Origin of the sequence: Nocardia sp. NPDC057440 (assembly GCF_042802915.1) — a bacterium.
GTDB lineage: Bacteria > Actinomycetota > Actinomycetes > Mycobacteriales > Mycobacteriaceae > Nocardia.
The window spans coordinates 318,153-337,105 of record NZ_JBHVDF010000002.1; the positions used below are offsets into that span (position 1 = coordinate 318,153).

Sequence of the window (18,953 nt, forward strand, 5' to 3'; positions counted from 1 at the left end):
AGGCGGGGGCATTTCCCTGTGCCCACGGCCGGTCTCCATCAACCGGCCAACACGGATGTCCGAGTAGTGAAATGGCGGCTGCGAGGTGATTCAGCGCCACCATTTCACTACCGTCCCTATCAGAAGCGAGGGGCGTCACCCTGTTCCGGGACTCAGTCGCTACGGCCCGGGGTGAAGACGCTTCTCGATCTCGGCCTGCTCGACCAGCTCGCTATAGCTGCCGGGGTCGTCGAGATCCGCCACGTTGATGATTCCGCCGCCAGACCACGGAATCGGGCATGGTGGTGCGTGTTCGGGGTCAGGGCACAGCAGCTCTTTGATCCGGTCCATAGTCTCTTCGGCCTGTTGCTTGGTGGCATAGATACCAAGTCGTAGTTCCCACACACTCGAGTTGTCCGGCATCGGTCCATCCTGCCGGGTGGGTCGATCCGTGGCACGCCAATTTCTCGCGAGCGCCATTCTTCGATGACAACGCCCGAGCCTGCCCTTGTCGCCGAAGATGGCCCACTACAGGTCAGAGGGCCGCGCGTGGGCCAATCGCCGACTTCACCGAAGCGGCCCGCGAGGCGATGTCGAGTGCTGTCGCCATTTCGAGCTATGTGTGCGCGGGGTTGCTCCTGCTAGCAACCCCACGGCTGGGCGGCCGTACGCCCCAGGTTTCGATAAGGTGGCGACGGGGGATGCTTCGATCACCCCGCATCGGTGTCGGCAGGCAAGGAGTTCCCACTGTGTCCATCCCGCCCCCGCCCGACCCGTATCGCGGCTACGCCCAGCCGGCCCCGCCCCCGCAACCGCAAGGCAATCCGGCGATGGGCGTGCCCAACCCGTACGCCGCGCCCCCCGTGTACCCGCCGGCCAACCCGTACTCCCAGGGCCCCGGTTACGCTCAGCCCAACAGTCCTGCCGGGGCGAGTATCGACCGAGTGGCCGGGATACTGATTCTGCTGACCGCTCTCATCACCGGCGGGTGGCGGCTGGCGGCAACCTACGGATTCCACTGGAGCGATGTTCCGTTCGCGATCATGATCATCGTCGCGATCGGCGTATCGATCGCCGTGCTCACCGGGGCGGGCGCTCGAACCCCCGCCTTACGAGCCCTGGCCACCGTCGGTGCGGGCATGCTGCTGATGACCACTTCCTTCGAGTTGGTATCCCGGTTGGAACTGTCGTTTCTCTTCGAGGACCAGGGATGGCTGCTCATCCCCGCGACGATCGCCGCGCTGGCGGCCACGATCACCGTGGTACTCGCGGCGAACTCGACTCGAGCCCCAGCTGCGCCACCGGCCCAATTCCCCGCCCAGTGGCAGTACCCGACGTCCGGGTCTCCGCAGCCGCCGGTAAACCCTTACCCGCCCCAAAACCCTTGGCCGCCGCAGTAGTCGAGTCAACAGGCCATCCACTCTGTGTGCATCGCAGCCTTCACGCAAGAAGCCGCCCCGGTTTGTCCAGCCGAGGCGGCTTCTTGTCTATCGAGCTCAGTGGCGGTTGCACTCGCCATCCGGGACGCCTGAGGGCGTCCGCTGGGGTGAAGTCCAGCGACAGCAGGCGTACCAGCGGCTACTTCGCCGTTGTGGTGACCGTCGTCTCGGCAGCAGACGAAGTGGTCACTGTGGTCGTTGGCGCGGCTGACGTCGTCGCGGTCGTCTGCGGCGCGGCCGAAGTGGTGGCCGTGGGCGGAATCGGGTCGGGGCACTTGCCGAGATTCATCTCACCCAGGGCGTTGATCTCGGCATTCGATCGTGGATCGCCCGCATAGTTGATCCGGTCCGTGCACTTCGGTATTTCGCCGCATTGGTTTGGGCCGCAGTTGTCGGTGCCGCCGACCGGGGGGACGACGCCGCATTCGACTGTGCTGTCGCAGTTGTCGGTGCCGCCGACCGGGGCGACGCCGCATTCGACTGTGCTGTCGCAGTTATCCGTGCCGGGCGCGGCTCCTGGCTGTGATCCGCCCGCGCCTTGTGATCCGCCCGCGCCTTGCGATCCGCCCCCGGCTTGCGATCCGCCTGCGCCTTGCGATCCGCCCGGATTTCCTTGTGCAGCACCGGCACCCGCGCTCGTCGGCGTTACCGCTTTCGCTCCAGTGGTCGACGTTTTGGCCACCGCGCTCGACGTCGGCGTACCGGAGTCGGACTCTTTGGTCGTACACGCTGACAGCACCAGCACCAGCGCCGCCAGACCTAGCAATAAACCCACGGCCGCACGCAGCCGACTACCCATCCGCACCATTTACTGTTCTTTCTCCTCCGGCTGCCAACGCAGCCCACCGCTACCCGGTCCGAGCCTAAGCGGGTACGGCTACTGGAAGGTATCGGACGCCTTACCTATGGTGGGTATTCCGACCGAAGTTCGTGATCATGGTGTGAGTTGGGATCGTCGCTGGTAGTGACCGGTTCGAGCGCGGTGTTGCCGTCTCGACGCCAGTTCGGCCAGTGCGGTCTGTGTGTGAGGGCACGGGCGGGAGCGCGGGCGAGAACGCCGAATAGGTGTGCGCTGCGCGGTCCTCGATCCCGATGTTCGCGGTGCGGCGGCCGCCCGGCTGTCAGATGCTCCACCAGCCATGGGGCATGCGATCTGCGTTGGGAATCCCGCCGCACGCAGACGATCTACGCACAGGAGCTGCTGGCCCGCGCAGTAATTCGGCTCGATGATCACGGCCGATACTGCGCCCGATCAAGCCATCGAGCTGGACAATGCCGCAACCTCCGCACAAGAAAGCCGCCCCCGGTCCGGCTTGGTTTCAAGGGGCCGAGGCGGCTTCTTCGCGCTTGTCAGGCTTACATGCGGTTGAATTTGCCGTCCTGGACGCCAGCGGTGAAGGCGTCCCATTCGGTGGGGGTGAAGACGAGGGCGGGGCCGGTCGGGTTCTTGGAGTCGCGAAGGCCAACGACACCGTCTTCGAGGAAGGCGACTTCGACGCAATCAGCTTGAGCGGCGCTGCGGCTGCTCTTGAACCAATGAGCTTGGGACAGATCGGAGGTCATGTCTCGCTCCTTTGCGCGTCCGGTCAACCGGGGCGGCTTCTTCGCGTTCCCAGACTTACTGTCGGTTGAACTCGCCGTCCTGGACGCCAGCGGTGAAGGCGTCCCATTCCGTGGGGGTGAAGACGAGGGCGGGGCCGGTCGGGTTCTTGGAGTCGCGAACGCCAACGTGGCCTTCATTAAGGAACGCGACTTCTACGCAGTCCTGTCCCATTGAGCTGCGGCTGCTCTTGAACCACTTCGCCTGGGCTAGATCAACGTTCACGCTCGAACTCCCTTGCTCCCTGCCGAAGCAGGTTCCTGCTCGTCACCGCGTCCAGCGCCGCTTGCTGGATGACTATGGACGCCGCGCGATAGCGGTCGACATCCGTTGTGTGCTCAAGGTACATGGCACCGGTGAAGCTTTCGACATAGATAACCGTCGGCTCCACCACGTTACCCTTCGCGTCGGAACCAAAATCGAGCATTGTGAACGGGCCGACAGGTCCGCCGACGGGGAATCCGGCTTTGAAGGGCAGGACGCGAATCGCGATGTTCGGCTTGGTGCTCAGATCTGCCAGGTGACGCAGCTGTGCGGACATGACCCTCGGTCCGCCGACCACCGCGTGCAGAACGGACTCGTACAGAACGATGTCGACGCGGGCGGGTTTCGTCTTCCGAGTGATGACTGTCTGGCGGCTCATGCGCAGTTGGATGCGGCGGTCCTGCTCCTCTTCCGAATCCTTGGCGAACCAGATCCGGTCGAGTGCGCGAGCGTAGTCAGCAGTCTGGAACAGGCCGGGCACCAAGTCCGGTCGATAGATGGTCATCTCAACCGCTGAGGTCTCCAGCCCCACGAACACGCTGAAGCCTTCGGGTATGAGATCTCCGAAGCCGTGCCACCAATTCTTGACCACTGCCTGCTGAGCGAGGCCTTTCATCGCCGCCGTCTGCTCGGTGTCGAAACCCAATATCTGACAGAGCAACTCGATGTCCCTGGCGTAAAGCTTGCCCGGTTCACCGCGCTCGAGGCGCGATAACTTGCTCGGGCTCCACTGCATCATGGGCGCGACATCTTCGAGCTTGAGGTTCGCATCTTGACGACCCTTGCGTAGATATCGACCCAGCTGACGACGCGGCAGCGAGGTACCCGAGTCTTCCGTAGCCATGCGAATCTCCTTGAGTCACTATCAAAATGACAACCGATCCGGATCAGATTGACTGCTTTCCTGGGGATTTTCGGCACATTCGCGAAATTGCCAAGATGACAGCGTCACTTCTGGCGGCCGATGGTCTGCTTGGGCCATGCTCCCGGCAGATGGGTCTACCCAATTCGCCTCAGAACTTCCATCTTCGGGGGCTGTTGCGGCCGCCCATCGGCGGCCGGACCAACTCGAGCTCGCCGAAACGACCAGAGGTCTACAGATGGACCAGACTCCTTTCGGGGACACGCCGTTGTCCCGATGCCGGTACTACCGGCAGGTGTGCGACCTGCCCGCGATCGTGGATCCACCACAGCTAGGCAGAATCATCGTCAAAGCGGGAATGGTGTGGGCGGTGATGATGCCCACGCATCTCGGGCACGCGGTGCGGCTGGAACTCCAACGCCGCCAACAAGATATCGGCCCGATCATGTCGCACCCTCGCTCGAGCAGATGGACCTACTTGGTGCGTCCAGACCTGCCGAACGACGACAGCTTGTTCGCCGAGATGTTCCGGATCAACGTCTCGATAGTGCGAGCAGGTGGGGCGATCGCACTGCCTTCCCCAGCCGACCGGTGCACACAATTCCGCTGCTGGGTCGAACCGCCGCGCTGCGCATACCGGCCTTCCGGACAGATGGTCGTCGCATCGATACGGGCAACCGCTGGGGTGCGTGCGCGGTGACAACCAAAGACCCACTGCCGGGGAAGAATCTGATGTTGGCCGCGTGTCGTGGCGACGTGCACAACGACGACCCGCTACTGCGGTCGGCCAGCGAGTTGGCCGAACTGCACGAACGGCGACTCGGTGCCAGCCGCGAGCAAGCCGACGCGATCGACCATGAACGGGCGCGCTTGGTCCGCGAAATCGACCACTGGGTCTGTGTACAACTCCCGCCGTCACTCGGTGCCGCGCGTGTGCACACAGAAACGATCGGTGCGGTGGTCGACCGGCTCGGACAGTTCACCGCCTGCGCATTCGCGGCGTTGGCAAGCGGTTCGAAAGGGGAGCTCGGTGATGCCTGGGAGAGGCTCGCCGAACTGGCGATCGGCTACGAAGATCTGAAAGATGAAGTGTCCGTGGGACATCGCCGCCTTCCCGGCGGCCCATAGCTTCGTGACGTGATCATTCGGCGGCGAGGTCTCGCGGGCATAGTCCTCTTCTACTGCTATCTGCGGCAAAACGGCGCGGAATCCACCGGTGTGCTGGACGAGGCGCTGCACTGGCACAAGGCGTAGTGGACCGCGACCGAGGACCCAGGCCGGCAGTGTCGACGGTCTCGTAGCCCTCGGCCCGCTCGCCGTCGCCGTCGCCGACGTCGACGTCGACGTCGCCGGCTTCTCCATCGACATCACGTCCGAGTACTTGCCCCAGATGCTCCTGGAGTACGCCGGGGTCAGCGAGATCGACACCTGAGACTGTGCAGCGCCGGTTGTGAAGTGGGCTCGAGTTCGTCTGTGATCGCCGGTGCGGATTCACGGCTGTGTGCGGATACCGCATTCAGTCAACGCCCCAGCCGAGATGCGCTTGCACCATCCGTCTTCCGGCCACTACCTTCAAGTGAGCTGATAGGGGGCGGATGAGCCGGTCCGGCCCTACCGATACGGCACGCCACCGGCGGTGAGGAACCGATGACAAGCAGGGGGAACGTGCTGCGCGGTTTTGTTCTCGCGATCGGCGCTGTGCTGTTCTTGGCTGGGTGTGAAGACTCCACCAGCCCAGTCCCGACTACGACTGGCGCGGCGAGTGCGACGTCGACGGCTGCGGCGACGAAATCTGCTGATCCCGATGCGGCACTGTGGAATCCGTGCGACCTCCCGGAGTCGGCGATATCTGCGACCGGACTCGACCCAGCAAGTAAGACCAAGGATGCTGCTGGTGTGGACTTCGACGGCTGGAAAGTGTGCAGTTGGCGCGCCACCGCGCAGTGGTACAGCCTCGGTGTTATGTCGGGAACCCCCACTCTTACGGCTGTCGAGCAGCGCCGTGACTTCGAGTCGTTTACGCCGAAGACCGTCGGTTCGCGCCGGGCAGTTGAATTCCACGATGTCGGCGACACGAAGCAGCTCAGGTGCAGCATTGCGGTCGAGCTTCAGCAGGGGACAGTCATCTTTCGGAGCCTTGTCCGCCCGGTGGTTGGCAAGCAGGGCGATCTGTGTGTCGAGGTGCGCCGTCATGTCGACGATCTAGCCAAGTATCTACCGGGGACCTAGGAGGGGCCATGGAGTTCGGCGTAGATCCGGTGGAGTGGCGCAAGGTTCTCGATCTGGCCAACGCGGGCGAGATATCTCTTGACCCGGAGGTCGGCAAGGGGTTGGACAAGGTGTGTGACGACTACCTTGACCAGCTCGGCAGGATGTTCGATTCTGTTGACGTCGTAAAGGTTCTCTCCGGGTTCGGGCCGTTCCCATCGAGCAAGGCTTTGGAAGAGAAATTCAGCTTGAAAGCCGCCGGTACCGACCAGTCGATGGAAGTGGTGCTGTTGCAGCACATCGAGACCGTCAAAATGGCGAAAGAAGTTGTTGCCAAAGCAATCTCGAACTTCGTAGAGATCGACCAAACCCGCGCCGATCAGCTCACCGGAGTGGACATCCCCCAATGACCTCCTACGACGACTACCGCAACCGCATCATCGCCGCGCAGGAGCAGTGGAACCGCGACCGGGAAGCGATCTACACCAGCACGAACTCCTTGACCGGCGACTTCACGGGCGAGTTCGATCCACCCAAAATCCCAGGTCCGGACAACTACGACAGCATGACGCTGGCGCAGATGGTCGAAGCGGTCGATGTGATGCGGCCGAGTGCCGCCCGGCAGGCCGGGGAGGCGTGGCTGAATATCGGGGCGCAGCTCGCTGCCGCGACAACGATGTTCAACCTGCAGTTCGCCCGCACCGTCAACGGTGATGGCGGGCACGGCGGGTGGACGGGGCAGTCCGGCGCGGCGGCGGCCGCTGCGGTGAACAACTATGCCAAGAAATCCGAAAACCTGCCCGGGGCAGCGGCATTGGTGAGCTACAAACTGCTCGAGTTGCACACCGGGCTGGAGCAGACCCAAGCCTTGATGCCGCAGGCCACGCAACGCCCGGACCTCCAGGGCAAGACGCTGCCGCAAGAAGGCGTGATGAAGAGCGGCGACTACACCGAGGAGGAGGCCACGCAGGAGGCGCGCCGCGTGCTGCGCACAGTCTTCGGTCAGGTGGTGAACCAGACCGACCACGGCGTTCCCGTCCTGCCTGCCGCGCCGCCCATCGTCGACGATCCGGTGCAACCGCCTGTCGCACCACCCGGTGGCACATCCCCTGGCCCGACCGGCTCCGGCGAACCCGGAAAACCGAGCGAAGTCCCCGATGGCACCGGAAACCCTAGCTCGGAAGAATCGGGCGACAGCCCCGAACAGCCACTCGCTACCGACCCGGCCGCTACGACACCACAGTCGGTAAACCCGGCCAACGCGACGCAACAGCCCGCGTCGCCCGCGAACACGCCTGGCATCCCGGCGAACACGCCGAGCGGCACCGGCACTCCGAGTCCGACCACCCCGACCCCGACAATTCCACCGCGCTCCACCGGCGCACCCAGCACACCCGGAAGACCAGGCAGCCCAGGCATTCCCAGCACTCCTGGCACCCCGGCTCCGGGTCGCAGCATCCCCGGCGTGCCTCAGCAATCCGGCGCGAACCCGCTCGCCGCGTCCGCGGGCACCGGCAACCGGCCGGGTACCGCGGGCACGTCCGGCGTCGCGCCAGGCGCGGCAGGCAAAGGTAAGGACGACGAGCGTGAGACCTCCGGCACCAAGGACTATCTGATCAACAAACAGAATGGCGAAGAAGTCACCGGCCTGGACTCGCTGCCGAAAACGGTGCCGCCGGTCATCGGTGGGGGCCATGGCTGAGTGGCGCTTCACCGGCCAAGAGTTCGAGATTCTCTGGGCCGCCTACGGTCGTGATCGGCTGCCCTATCCGCTCCAATTCCGTCCCGAGGAAATGGATTTCAGTGCGCTGAAAAGGCAGCGTGAGGCCGCGGTCGACGCCTTACTCGGCAAGTACGCCGCCGATCTGGAACGAGCACTGGACATACTGCTGGAACCGGATACCCGCATCGAGTCGAAAGGTTTCGACAACCGAGACCCCTTGGCCATCTATCGATTTCACGGCGCGGTGCGAGGCAGGGCGGGTGCGACCCTGGTTCAGTTGCCAGGCGCGGCTCTCGACACCGGCGCTGAGGTGATCGTGAGCTACTGCCCCGCGAAAAGAGTCGCCGAACAGGCGGTCGCCGCCCTGCCGAAGATGCGTGCCGGAACCAGTAAGCCGCTAGAGGTGCGTCGCGAAACACTCGCCGCCGACCGCGACCGCGCGGTCCGCGCACCTTACGAAATCAGCCTTGTCGAACAGCTGGATCGCCTCTTCAAACGCCCCCGGCTCGCCATCGGCGAAATCACCGTATTCTCCGGCCCTGCCCTCGACGCCCGCCCCGGCTTCGGCCGCGGTTTCTGGTGGATGGACTACGACGACGGCCGCTACTACGTCAAAACTGGCGACCCCATCATCGCCAAACCCCTCGCTCCCCAGGCCATGGCCGCCGAAATCCACCGCTTGACCACCCTGACCCAGCGCTTCTACCGCGAAGACTTGGAACACGACGAATACCTGCGCACGCGGCGGTAGCAAATGGCGGCTGAGTATCGCCAGAAATTCGGGAATGCTCCGACGACTGAGCCTTGCTTTAGCGGATCGTATGCCTACAGATAAGCCGGTCTACGCCGGTTAGCGGTTGAACGTGTTCGTCCAGGAATGTTGGTCAGCCCGTGACTGTCGATGATCGGTATGCCGTAGCGGTGTTCGAACGTGGTCCGCTGTTCGACGTTGGCCCGCACCTCGCCGCAGATGGAGAACCGCACCGACGAGGTGTTCGGCCGTATCGGGGCGGGCAGATCGGACAGCGCCGTGTACATGGTCGGGTCCGCGGAGAAGTAGGTGGCATGGCTGCGCTCGATCCGGTCGAAGAACGACGTGGGACTGAACCGGCCGGCTATGGTGGCGCGGCCACCGGCGAGCAGCGGCGACAAGGTGCCCACCACGATGCCGTTGACATGGAACAGCGGCAGGATCAACAGGCTGTGGTCGGCGTTGTTGAGTGCGAATGCCTCGATCGCCAATCGACACATTGCGTCGAGGTTCATGTGGTCGAGGATCACGCGGTTCGGCCCGATGGTGCTCCCGCTGGTGTGGATGATCAGCGCCGGTGCGTCGTCGCTGGGCCACGCCGCTTCCAGGACGGCGGCGTCTGCCGTGGTGAGTTCGTCGGCGGATATGACGGCTTGGACCGGAGCGTCGAAGGCGGGCCGCTGCGCGGCGACCAGCACCTTGGCGCCCGCCTCGGCCATCTGGTGGCTGGCCTCCGGGGCGGTCAGCGAGGGGTTGATCGGGGCGGCCGTGGCACCCAAACGCCATGTGGCGAACAGGGATACGACGAGGGCGGCGGAATCAGGCAGCATGATCGCGACTACGTCGTCCGTCGAAACGCCCGCGGCGCGCAGGGAGGCGGCGGCCCGTCGCACGGCGGCCAGAAATTCGGTGTTGTTCAGGTCGATGTTGTCGTCGGTGACGGCGGGTGCGTGCGGCGCGGCGGCGGCGCGACGGTCCGGGAGGGTCGAAAGAATCAAGGGCGGTCCTCGAAGAGGAGGTGTGGTGCGAGGAATGTCCACAACAGTAGAAATGTCGGTGCGGCTCGTCATCGTCGTGCGTTGACGAAATTCGTCGCGTGCTTTGTCGCCGGAGAACAATGTCGACCTCGTATTCGTCGCCCTAGGTCGCAGCGGTGTAACTACCATTGGGTGGTGACGACTTTTCGTCGCGACGGTGATGTCGATGTGAGCCGCTGTATCGCGAAGATCGCCGCCCGCATGAACGAGCGGGTGACGAACGTCAACGTGAGTATCTCGCGCGTAATCGAGGACGAGATACCTGAGTTGCGCGCCGACGTTCACACCATCGAACTGCTCGGGGCCAGCGTGGAGAGCAATATCAACACACTGCTGCACGCGTTGCAGCACGACATTCCGGCGGCGCGGGTCCACGCGCCCGTGGCGGCCATCGAGTACAGCAGGCGCCTGGCCCAGCATGAGGTCCCGCTCAATGCGCTGGTTCGCGCTTACCATGTCGGCCAGCGGCGTCTGACCAAGTTGATTTTCGCCGATCTGCTGGCCAGTGATATCGCGCCGGTGGATCAAGTCATCGTCATGGAGGCGATCACCACCAGGCTGTTCGAATACCTCGACCAGATCATCCAGCAGGTCGTCGCCGCCTACGAAGGCGAGCGCGAGCAGTGGCTGGACGACCGCGACAGCACCCGTGCGCTTCGGGTCCGCGAAGTGCTGGCGGGTAAGAGGACCGCCGATATCGACGGCGCCACCGAATCGCTCCGTTACCCCCTGCGTTGGTTCCATCTCGCACTGATCGTTTGGTATCCGGTTGCCCGCGCCCATGTCGACGAGCTCGCCGGGCTGCAACGATTCGTCCGCGAATCGGCCGAGGTGGCAGATGCCGGCGCGCGCCCGCTGTTCATCGCCGACGATCGGATGAGCGCCTGGGCATGGCTGCCGTATCGGTCGGCGCAGCTCGACGCTGTCGCCAAGGTCCGTGGTTTCGCGGCCACGTATCCGGATGCGCCGCGGGTCGCGATCGGCACGGTGGCCTCCGGAGTGTCGGGGTTCCGCCGGTCGCATCGGCTCGCCCAAGGTGCGCGCTCGGTCGCGTTGGCGCGTGGCGACGCGGAACCGAGCATCATCGCAGCCGGCGAGCCGGGCTTGTCAGTGGCGGCGGCCCTGCTCAGCGGCGGGATCGCGGAGGTCAGGGAATGGGTTGGCGAGGTGCTCGGCGACTTGGCCGCCGACGATAAGAACGACGCATGGCTGCGCGAGACGTTACGGGTGTTCCTACGCACCGGGTCCAGCTACAAGGCGGCCGCCGCGGAACTCGATCTGCACTCCAATACGGTGAAATACCGGGTGGGGCGGGCGGTATCGCGGCGCGGCAGGCCTATCACCGAGGACAGGCTCGACGTCGAGCTCGCGCTGCTGGTCTGCCAGTGGTACGGATCGCCGGTGCTGCGGCCGGATACGGCGTAACTGCCCCACCAGGCGACCCTTCCGGGTTGAACCGGGCCTCGATCGGGTGCACCTAGGACGCGTTGGTCGGGAATTCGGGTCGTCTTGTTCGCCGAGAAGTTGTCGCAGATCACGCCGACCAGCTCGGTGGCAACCTCGCCTTGACACTCTCCGACCAGCTATGTGCTGGTCACAATTGGCGCACATTCCTGGCCTGTGATGACACGGCTGTCGAGAATGGCGGGCAGCCCCCGGGCCGGATTCGGGAATAGATCGCTGAGGGCCCCGGTTGAGCTGTTCGGCAACGTTGAGTATGCCTGGCTCAAGTTTGAGTTGACTCCTGACCGCAAACCGGTGCAGGATTGAGCCGACCACGCTCAGCGTTGCTGGGACCGTGCTCCGTGAGGTGCTTGGGGCTAGGTCTCGCGGCACAGGACAACTGGCCGTAGGGCGATCGTTCGCCCAGCACCGACACAAATAGTTACGTCAACTAGGAGGAAAACCATGGCTCGTGCGGTCGGAATCGACCTCGGGACCACGAACTCGGTCGTCGCCGTTCTCGAAGGCGGAGAGCCGGTCGTCGTCGCCAACTCGGAAGGATCGCGCACCACCCCCTCGATCGTTGCTTTCGCGAAGAACGGCGAGGTATTGGTCGGACAGCCGGCCAAGAACCAGGCGGTCACCAACGTCGACCGCACCATCCGCTCGGTCAAGCGCCACATCGGCACCGAGTGGAGCGTCGAGATCGACGGCAAGAAGTACACGCCGCAGGAGATCAGTGCGCGCACGCTGATGAAGCTGAAGCGCGACGCCGAGGCCTACCTCGGTGAGGAGATCACCGACGCGGTCATCACCGTCCCCGCTTACTTCGAGGACGCACAGCGCCAGGCCACCAAGGAAGCCGGCCAGATCGCCGGCCTCAACGTGCTGCGCATCGTCAACGAGCCCACCGCGGCCGCGCTCGCCTACGGCCTGGACAAGGGCGACAAGGAACAGACCATCCTGGTCTTCGACCTCGGTGGCGGCACCTTCGACGTCTCGCTGCTGGAAATCGGCGAGGGGGTCGTCGAGGTCCGCGCGACCTCCGGCGACAACCACCTCGGTGGTGACGACTGGGACGAGCGCGTCGTGACCTGGCTGGTCGACAAGTTCAAGGCCAGTGCGGGCATCGACCTGACCAAGGACAAGATGGCGCTGCAGCGGCTGCGTGAGGCGGCCGAGAAGGCCAAGATCGAGCTGAGCTCCTCGCAGAGCACCTCGATCAACCTGCCCTACATCACCGTCGACGCGGACAAGAACCCGCTGTTCCTCGATGAGCAGCTGACCCGCGCCGAGTTCCAGAAGATCACCTCCGACCTGCTCGACCGCACCCGTGCGCCGTTCCAGTCCGTGATCAAGGACGCGGGCATCTCGGTCAAGGACATCGACCACGTCGTGCTCGTCGGTGGCTCCACCCGTATGCCGGCCGTCACCGAACTGGTCAAGGAACTGACCGGCGGCCAGGAGCCCAACAAGGGCGTGAACCCGGACGAGGTCGTCGCCGTCGGCGCCGCGCTGCAGGCCGGTGTGCTCAAGGGCGAGGTCAAGGACGTCCTGCTGCTCGATGTCACCCCGCTGTCGCTGGGCATCGAGACCAAGGGCGGCGTGATGACCAAGCTCATCGAGCGCAACACCACCATTCCGACCAAGCGCTCGGAGACCTTCACCACGGCCGATGACAACCAGCCGTCGGTGCAGATCCAGGTGTTCCAGGGTGAGCGCGAGATCGCCTCGCACAACAAGCTGCTCGGTTCCTTCGAGCTGACCGGCATCCCGCCGGCCCCGCGTGGCGTGCCGCAGATCGAGGTCACCTTCGACATCGACGCCAACGGCATCGTGCACGTGACCGCGAAGGACAAGGGCACCGGCAAGGAAAACACGATCAAGATCCAGGACGGCTCCGGCCTGTCCAAGGAAGAGATCGACCGGATGGTCAAGGACGCCGAGGCGCACGCCGCCGAGGACAAGGCCCGCCGCGAGGAGGCCGAGACCCGCAACCAGGCCGAGTCGCTGGTGCACCAGACCGAGAAGTTCATCAAGGAGAACGAGGACAAGGTCCCCGGCGACGTCAAGGAGAAGGTCGAGGCGGCCATCGCCGAGGCCACCGAGGCGCTCAAGGGCACCGACATCGCCGCGGTGAAGTCGGCTGTCGAGAAGCTGGCGACCGAGTCGCAGGCGCTGGGCCAGGCCATCTACGAGGCGTCGGCGGCGGAGTCCGCGGCCTCGAGCAACGGTGCGTCGAGCTCTGCCGACGACGACCAGGTCGTGGATGCCGAAGTTGTGGACGAGCCGGTCGACACGGAGAAGAAGTGACCCACGGAAATTCGGGGGAGCGTAACTCCGAACAAGAGCCGATCACCTTCGTCGACAACCGCAAAGTTGATCCCGAGACCGGCGAGATCCGGGAACCGGCCGCGGCAGACGCCGCCGCGGCCGGGGCGGAGGGGAGCAACGGCGCCGACGCCGTGCTCGGCGCCGACGAGGGAGCCGCGATTCTGGCCGACAGCATCAGCGGTGAGCTGGCCGAGCGCACCGCCGACCTGCAGCGGTTGACCGCGGAATACGCCAACTACCGGCGTCGGGTCGAGCGCGACCGCAAGGCGACCATCGACGGCGCGAAGGCCGCGGTGGTCACCGAATTGCTCGGCGTGCTCGACGATCTCGATCGGGCCCGCGCGCACGGCGACCTGGAGACCGGGCCGCTCAAGGCGGTCGCCGACAAGCTGTCCGACGCGCTGACCAAGCAGGGCCTCGAGGAATTCGGTTCGGAGGGTGAGCCTTTCGACCCGACCCTGCACGAGGCCGTGCAGCACGAAGGTTCCGGGCACGACCCGGTGATCGGTGTTGTCATGCGCAAGGGCTATCGCTTCGGCGATCGGGTGCTTCGGCACGCGCTGGTCGGGGTAACCGATGGCGTGGCCGATCTACCGGTGAACGAACCATCGAACGCTGGTTCCGATGCCGGCACACCCAACCAATAAGGCCGCGGCGCGAGCGACGGGTCCGGTGGCGGTAGCGCAGCGTGACCACGGAGGGCCCCTGGTGGGCCGCAAGGCAAGCACTGTGAGAGGAGGAGATGCCCGGTGAGTCAACGGGAGTGGATCGAAAAGGACTTCTACAAGGAGCTGGGCGTTTCCTCCAGCGCCTCCCAGGACGAGATCAAGAAGGCGTATCGCAAGCTCGCTCGTGACCTGCACCCGGATGCCAATCCCGGTGACACCAAGGCCGAGGAGCGGTTCAAGTCCGTCAGCGAGGCGCACGCCGTGCTGTCCGATCCGGCCAAACGCAAGGAATACGACGAAACGCGAAAGCTTTTCGCCGGTGGCGGTGCGTATGGCCGGGGCGGCGGGTTCACCCCCGGTGCGGGCGGCGGGTTCTCCCAGGACTTCAATATCGGCGACATCTTCGGCCAGGCGAATGCGGGCGACGGTGGCCTAGGCGACCTCCTCGGCGGCCTGTTCAACCGGGGTGGCACACGGACCGCGAGCAGTCGCCCGCGCCGTGGCGCCGATGTGGAGACCGAGACCACGCTCGGCTTCCGTGAAGCCGCACAGGGCGTCACCGTTCCGCTGCGGATGACGAGTCCGTCACCGTGTACGACGTGTCACGGCAGTGGCGCGAAGCCGGGGACAAGTCCCCGAGTGTGCCCTATCTGCAATGGAAACGGCGTTATCAGCCGCAACCAGGGCGCGTTCGGTTTCAGTGAACCCTGCGACGAATGCCGTGGCACCGGCTCGATCATCGACGACCCGTGCGTCGACTGCCACGGCAGCGGCATCCAGAACCGGACCCGCACCATTACGGTGCGGATCCCGCCGGGTGTCAGTGACGGACAGAAGATTCGGCTGGCCGGACAGGGCGAGGCGGGGTTGCGTGGTGCGCCTTCGGGCGACCTCTTCGTCACCGTGCACGTCAGCCAGGACAAGGTCTTCGGCCGCAACGGCGACGACCTGACCCTGGTGCTTCCGGTCAGTTACAGTGAATTGGTGCTGGGCACAACGGTTTCGGTGCCCACGCTGGAAGGGCGCGTCGGCGTCAAGGTGCCTCCGGGCACCGCGGACGGCCGCATCCTGCGGGTGCGCGGTCGCGGCGTGCCGAAGCGCGGCCCCGGTGGCGGCGCCGGTGATCTGCTGGTCACCGTCAAGGTCGCCGTGCCGCAGAAGCTGGACGACAATGCCTCCGAGGCGCTGCGGCGCTACGCGGATGCGGAGAAGACCAGCGGGTTCGATCCACGTGCGGGATGGGCAGGTGCGTGATGTCCGGTGATCCGAAGAATGCGTCAGGTGGGCCCACCTCGGGCCGTACCGAGGCTCAGGTCTTCATGATCTCGGTGGCGGCACAGTTGGCGGGCATGCACGCGCAGACACTGCGCACCTATGACCGCCTCGGGCTGGTTACGCCACAACGGACTTCGGGCGGCGGTAGGCGCTACTCGACGCGGGACGTCGAGCTGCTGCGCGAGGTGCAGCGGTTGTCCCAGGACGAGGGCGTCAATCTCGCAGGCATCAAGCGCATTATCGAACTCACCAATCAGGTGGAGGAATTGCAGCAGCACGTCGCCGATTTGGCGGCCGAAGTGGAGCGGCTGCGCGCGGGCTATCGCCCGGATCTTTCACCGCCACAACGCAGCACCGCCTTGGTGGTGTGGCAGCCCCGCCATCGGCGCTGACACTTCCTGGCAACCATCGGGCCCCGGTGTTTCGGTTCATCACGCATGAACCGAAGCCCGGGGCCCGATGTCGTCGAGGCGCGGTGATAGCGGGAGGGATGCCGGATCCATTGGCGCGCACGGCGGCCCGCGTGGTGGATCGGTCGGCCTGTGATCCGGCGATTTCCGGGCGGTCGCCGGGCGGCGGAGTGCGTGAAGGTTGCTGACCCTAGGTAATTAGTAACATTTCGGAGTTGCCGGGTGATCGCTCGATGTGCTGGATCAAGATGAACCTTGCAAAATGGACCTCACAAATTCAGTGAGTCTGTGACTGATTTCATCCAAATTATCGATCCCCCAGTCGGTTTCTGCGGCGTTTCGCGTTTCGCATCCTCGTTTCAAGAGAATTTCACGCGTGATGTTTTCACGGAGGATTCCGTTGCTGGCAAACCTCACCTACACTCGATTGCGTCGGCTGCTGTCGAGTGTCCCGCAGCACCTCACTCGCCGGCTCGTTTTGTGTACGAGTGCGAAATGGGGTTGTGACACAAATGGATTCGCGGACTGTCGCTTTGATCAGAACGACGTTCAAGGCGGTTGCTGCGGAGGAGGGTGGGTCCGCCAGACTGGCCAGTTCGTTTTATGCGATCTTGTTCACCGACTACCCGCACGCTCGCGAATTCTTCCCGGCAGCGATGGACGCCCAGCGTGACCGATTGGTCAAGGCCATCTCCTACACGCTGGACCGGCTCGAGGAGCCGAACAAGTTATTGCCGTTCCTGGCCCAACTAGGCCGCGATCACCGCAAATACGGTGTGCGGCCCGAGCATTACGTCGCGGTGGCCAACTCGCTGAAGGCCGCGATGCGGATTTTCGCGGGCACCGAGATGTGGACCGATGAAGTGGAGCGGGCCTGGGACGAGGGTCTGACCATCATCGGTGACACCATGATCGGCGCAGCCGAAAAGGAGACCACGCCCGCGGTATGGACGGGAACCGTGGTCGAGCGCCGCGACGTGCTGCGCAACCTGACCGTCGTGCGGTTGCGACTGGACCAGCCGATGCAGTTCGCCGCAGGTCAGTACATCAGCGTGCAGATACCGTCCCGGCCGCGGATGTGGCGCTACCTATCGCCCGCCGTCCCCGCGAACGCCAACGGAGAGATCGAATTCCACATTCGTAGCGTGCTGGGCGGCTGGGTCAGCCCGGCGATGGTCGGCCACACGAACATCGGCGACAAGTGGCTACTCGGGTCCGCCCTCGGCGGGCTCGGCATCCCACGCAACATCAAGCGCAAGATGCTGATGGTCGGCTGCGGCACCGGCCTCGCCCCATTGCGCGCCCAGCTCATGGCGATGGCGCAGCGGCGGGTCAATCCTCGCGTGCACCTATTCGTCGGCGGGCACCACCCCTGCGACCTCTACGATCTCGAGACGCTCAGCGCGCTCGCCGTCGCCAATAAGTGGCTCACCGTGACACCGGTGACCGAGAGCGACGAAAACCCGTGGTGGCACCTGGACTCCGGTGAACCGGAACGTGCCTGGCCCGGGCTGGAACCACGGATGACCGGACAGATCGGCAAAGTCGTCGCGAGCTACGGGCCGTGGGCCGACCGCGACGTACAGATCGTCGGATCGCCATCCATGGTGCAGACCACCAAGTTCCGCCTGATGGCAGCAGGCACCCAGACCAAGAACATCCGCCACGACCCGTTGTTCTGAATCTTTGGCAGCGCCTGCGGCGCTGCGTGTTCGCGGCCCCCTTGGTCTCGCTTCCGAGCCGTCGAGACTTGCGACTTCGTCGCGTGCGCTTCGACGGCCGGGCCGCGAACTCTAGTGCTGGGTCTCGCTTCGCTCGGAAGGTGTCATCGTGCCGAGTGGGTGTGTCTGTGGGGATCTTGCGACTTTGTTGTCTGCGCTTCGGGTGTTGTGGGGATGGGGCGGGCCGCGAACTCTAGTGCTCGGTCTCGCTGTGCTCGGGAGGTGTCATCGTGACGAGTGGGTGTGTTGGTGGCTGAGCTTGCGACTTTGGTGGATGCGCTTGGCTGGTGTGAAGGTGGGGACCGGCCGCGAACCTAGTGCTGGATCTTGCTTCGCTCGGAAGGTGCATCGTGCCGCGTGGGCTTGGCGGGGATGCTTGTGACTTCACGGGGTGCGCGGGCGCTGGTTGTGAATCGGCCCGGAGTGGGTCGCTGGTAGGAACTGTTCGAGGCCGGTCTCTTGGTCAGATTCCCTCGAATTGGATGCTCGCGGCGGGGGTTCCGGTTGAGATGAGTCGGTCGACCGTTGCGCGGGTCATGGCGGGGGAGCCGCAGACTAGTACCTGGTGGTTCGAGAAAGAGCCGTGTGAGCCGACTACGTCGGCGAGGGTGCCGTGGAGCATGTCGTCGGGCGGGAAGCCGATGTCTACGCGGGACTGTTCGTACCAGTCGTCGACCCAGCGGGGATCGTCGGGGGTTTCCACCACCGGGATGACGGTGAGCCAGGGCAATTCGCCGGTCAGCAGGTAGAGCATGTCGGCGGCGTATAGGTCGCGGGGGGAGCTGCCGCCGATGAAAAGGTAGGTGGGCGGTGGGTCTTCGTGCCTGGCCAGGTCGAGGATCTGGGCGCGCATCGGGGCGAGGCCGGTGCCGCCCGCGATCATCACCACCTCGTCGCCGTCGGGATCGACGGCGAAAGCGCCTGCCGGAGCGGTGATCTGCCATTGGTCACCCGGTGCGGTGTCGGCGACGATGGAGCCGCTGCACCAGCCGCCGGGCACGGTTCGGACATGGAATTCGAGCTTGCCGTCCAGCGAAGGCGGCAGGGCGGGCGAGAATCTTCGCCGCATGCTCGGCTGCTGCGGCACCCGCACCTCGACGGACTGGCCCGCGGTGAACGGCACGAACTCGCCGATCAGCCGAATTACCGCCAGGTCGTGGCGCAGCCGATGATGGCCGACGACGGTCGCCTTCCATTCGGGCGGGGCGTCGAAATCGGGCAGTGTGCGGTTATCGGGCG

The 18,953-nt window shown here is 64.9% G+C and carries 20 protein-coding genes; 14 read left to right on the plus strand and 6 right to left on the minus strand.

Features of this window, described 5'->3' with window-relative positions; translation table 11 throughout:
• Positions 1-159: 159 nt before the first annotated feature.
• Positions 160-402, minus strand: coding sequence for a hypothetical protein (locus ACFU4Z_RS04515; protein ID WP_379059703.1), 243 nt, complete (start codon positions 400-402; stop codon positions 160-162).
• Between the two features lie 326 nt (positions 403-728).
• Here ACFU4Z_RS04515 and ACFU4Z_RS04520 point away from each other — a divergent pair, with 326 nt between their 5' ends.
• Both ACFU4Z_RS04520 and ACFU4Z_RS04525 read left to right on the plus strand, forming a co-directional pair.
• The gene (locus tag ACFU4Z_RS04520; RefSeq protein ID WP_379059705.1) at positions 729-1,379 is read left to right on the plus strand and encodes a hypothetical protein; all 651 of its coding nucleotides are present in this window, start codon (positions 729-731) and stop codon (positions 1,377-1,379) included.
• 146 nt (positions 1,380-1,525) lie between these two features.
• A complete protein-coding gene (locus ACFU4Z_RS04525) occupies positions 1,526-1,756 on the plus strand; it encodes a hypothetical protein (protein ID WP_379059706.1) in 231 nt (76 codons plus the stop codon).
• A gap of 1,018 nt (positions 1,757-2,774) precedes the next feature.
• On the opposite strand, the gene ACFU4Z_RS04530 is transcribed toward ACFU4Z_RS04525, so the two are convergent.
• Genes ACFU4Z_RS04530 through ACFU4Z_RS04540 form a run of 3 tightly spaced genes read right to left on the minus strand, consistent with a single transcriptional unit; the run spans position 2,775 to position 4,126 of the window.
• Complete coding sequence (locus ACFU4Z_RS04530) at positions 2,775-2,981, minus strand: DUF397 domain-containing protein (RefSeq protein WP_379059707.1); 207 nt, start codon at positions 2,979-2,981, stop codon at positions 2,775-2,777.
• Positions 2,982-3,036: 55 nt separating this feature from the next.
• Complete coding sequence (locus ACFU4Z_RS04535) at positions 3,037-3,243, minus strand: DUF397 domain-containing protein (RefSeq protein ID WP_379059708.1); 207 nt, start codon at positions 3,241-3,243, stop codon at positions 3,037-3,039.
• Entirely contained in the window at positions 3,233-4,126 is an 894-nt protein-coding gene (locus ACFU4Z_RS04540) for a helix-turn-helix domain-containing protein (protein WP_379059709.1), read from the minus strand. Before ACFU4Z_RS04540 ends, ACFU4Z_RS04535 begins: the two co-directional genes overlap by 11 nt.
• A 256-nt stretch (positions 4,127-4,382) precedes the next feature.
• Between ACFU4Z_RS04540 and ACFU4Z_RS04545 the strand changes: the two genes are divergently transcribed.
• From ACFU4Z_RS04545 to ACFU4Z_RS04570, 6 genes are all read left to right on the plus strand, one after another.
• Positions 4,383-4,844, plus strand: coding sequence for a DNA-directed RNA polymerase subunit beta (locus ACFU4Z_RS04545; RefSeq protein WP_379059710.1), 462 nt, complete (start codon positions 4,383-4,385; stop codon positions 4,842-4,844).
• The gene (locus tag ACFU4Z_RS04550) at positions 4,841-5,272 is read left to right on the plus strand and encodes a DUF4254 domain-containing protein (protein WP_379059711.1); all 432 of its coding nucleotides are present in this window, start codon (positions 4,841-4,843) and stop codon (positions 5,270-5,272) included. Before ACFU4Z_RS04545 ends, ACFU4Z_RS04550 begins: the two co-directional genes overlap by 4 nt.
• 537 nt (positions 5,273-5,809) lie before the next feature.
• Positions 5,810-6,373, plus strand: coding sequence for a DUF3558 domain-containing protein (locus ACFU4Z_RS04555; protein WP_379059713.1), 564 nt, complete (start codon positions 5,810-5,812; stop codon positions 6,371-6,373).
• 8 nt (positions 6,374-6,381) lie between these two features.
• Entirely contained in the window at positions 6,382-6,762 is a 381-nt protein-coding gene (locus ACFU4Z_RS04560; RefSeq protein WP_379059716.1) for a hypothetical protein, read from the plus strand.
• Positions 6,759-8,054 (plus strand): hypothetical protein, encoded by a 1,296-nt coding sequence (locus ACFU4Z_RS04565; protein WP_379059717.1) that lies wholly within the window; start codon positions 6,759-6,761, stop codon positions 8,052-8,054. Before ACFU4Z_RS04560 ends, ACFU4Z_RS04565 begins: the two co-directional genes overlap by 4 nt.
• Positions 8,047-8,826, plus strand: a complete 780-nt coding sequence (locus ACFU4Z_RS04570) for an ESX secretion-associated protein EspG (protein ID WP_379059719.1) — start codon at positions 8,047-8,049, stop codon at positions 8,824-8,826. Before ACFU4Z_RS04565 ends, ACFU4Z_RS04570 begins: the two co-directional genes overlap by 8 nt.
• Before the next feature lie 74 nt (positions 8,827-8,900).
• Here the strand turns inward: ACFU4Z_RS04570 and ACFU4Z_RS04575 are convergent, their stop codons facing one another.
• A complete protein-coding gene (locus ACFU4Z_RS04575; RefSeq protein ID WP_379059721.1) occupies positions 8,901-9,824 on the minus strand; it encodes an AMP-binding protein in 924 nt (307 codons plus the stop codon).
• A 174-nt stretch (positions 9,825-9,998) separates the two neighbouring features.
• Here ACFU4Z_RS04575 and ACFU4Z_RS04580 point away from each other — a divergent pair, with 174 nt between their 5' ends.
• The 6 genes from ACFU4Z_RS04580 to ACFU4Z_RS04605 all read left to right on the plus strand — a co-directional run bounded on the left by ACFU4Z_RS04580 (position 9,999) and on the right by ACFU4Z_RS04605 (position 17,675).
• Positions 9,999-11,288 (plus strand): PucR family transcriptional regulator, encoded by a 1,290-nt coding sequence (locus tag ACFU4Z_RS04580; protein WP_379059723.1) that lies wholly within the window; start codon positions 9,999-10,001, stop codon positions 11,286-11,288.
• Positions 11,289-11,771: 483 nt separating this feature from the next.
• The gene (gene dnaK / locus ACFU4Z_RS04585; protein ID WP_379059725.1) at positions 11,772-13,619 is read left to right on the plus strand and encodes a molecular chaperone DnaK; all 1,848 of its coding nucleotides are present in this window, start codon (positions 11,772-11,774) and stop codon (positions 13,617-13,619) included.
• Entirely contained in the window at positions 13,616-14,287 is a 672-nt protein-coding gene (grpE, locus tag ACFU4Z_RS04590; protein WP_379059727.1) for a nucleotide exchange factor GrpE, read from the plus strand. Before dnaK ends, grpE begins: the two co-directional genes overlap by 4 nt.
• 102 nt (positions 14,288-14,389) lie before the next feature.
• On the plus strand, positions 14,390-15,562 hold the full coding sequence (gene dnaJ / locus ACFU4Z_RS04595; protein ID WP_379059729.1) for a molecular chaperone DnaJ: 1,173 nt from the start codon (positions 14,390-14,392) through the stop codon (positions 15,560-15,562).
• Positions 15,562-15,975 carry a heat shock protein transcriptional repressor HspR gene (locus tag ACFU4Z_RS04600; RefSeq protein ID WP_379059731.1) on the plus strand — a complete coding sequence of 138 codons (414 nt, stop codon included), beginning with the start codon at positions 15,562-15,564 and terminating at the stop codon, positions 15,973-15,975. Before dnaJ ends, ACFU4Z_RS04600 begins: the two co-directional genes overlap by 1 nt.
• Positions 15,976-16,505: 530 nt before the next feature.
• Positions 16,506-17,675 carry a globin domain-containing protein gene (locus tag ACFU4Z_RS04605; protein ID WP_379059733.1) on the plus strand — a complete coding sequence of 390 codons (1,170 nt, stop codon included), beginning with the start codon at positions 16,506-16,508 and terminating at the stop codon, positions 17,673-17,675.
• A 502-nt stretch (positions 17,676-18,177) separates the two neighbouring features.
• Here the strand turns inward: ACFU4Z_RS04605 and ACFU4Z_RS04610 are convergent.
• Complete coding sequence (locus ACFU4Z_RS04610) at positions 18,178-18,936, minus strand: FAD-binding oxidoreductase (protein ID WP_379060338.1); 759 nt, start codon at positions 18,934-18,936, stop codon at positions 18,178-18,180.
• Between the last annotated feature and the right edge of the window lie 17 nt (positions 18,937-18,953).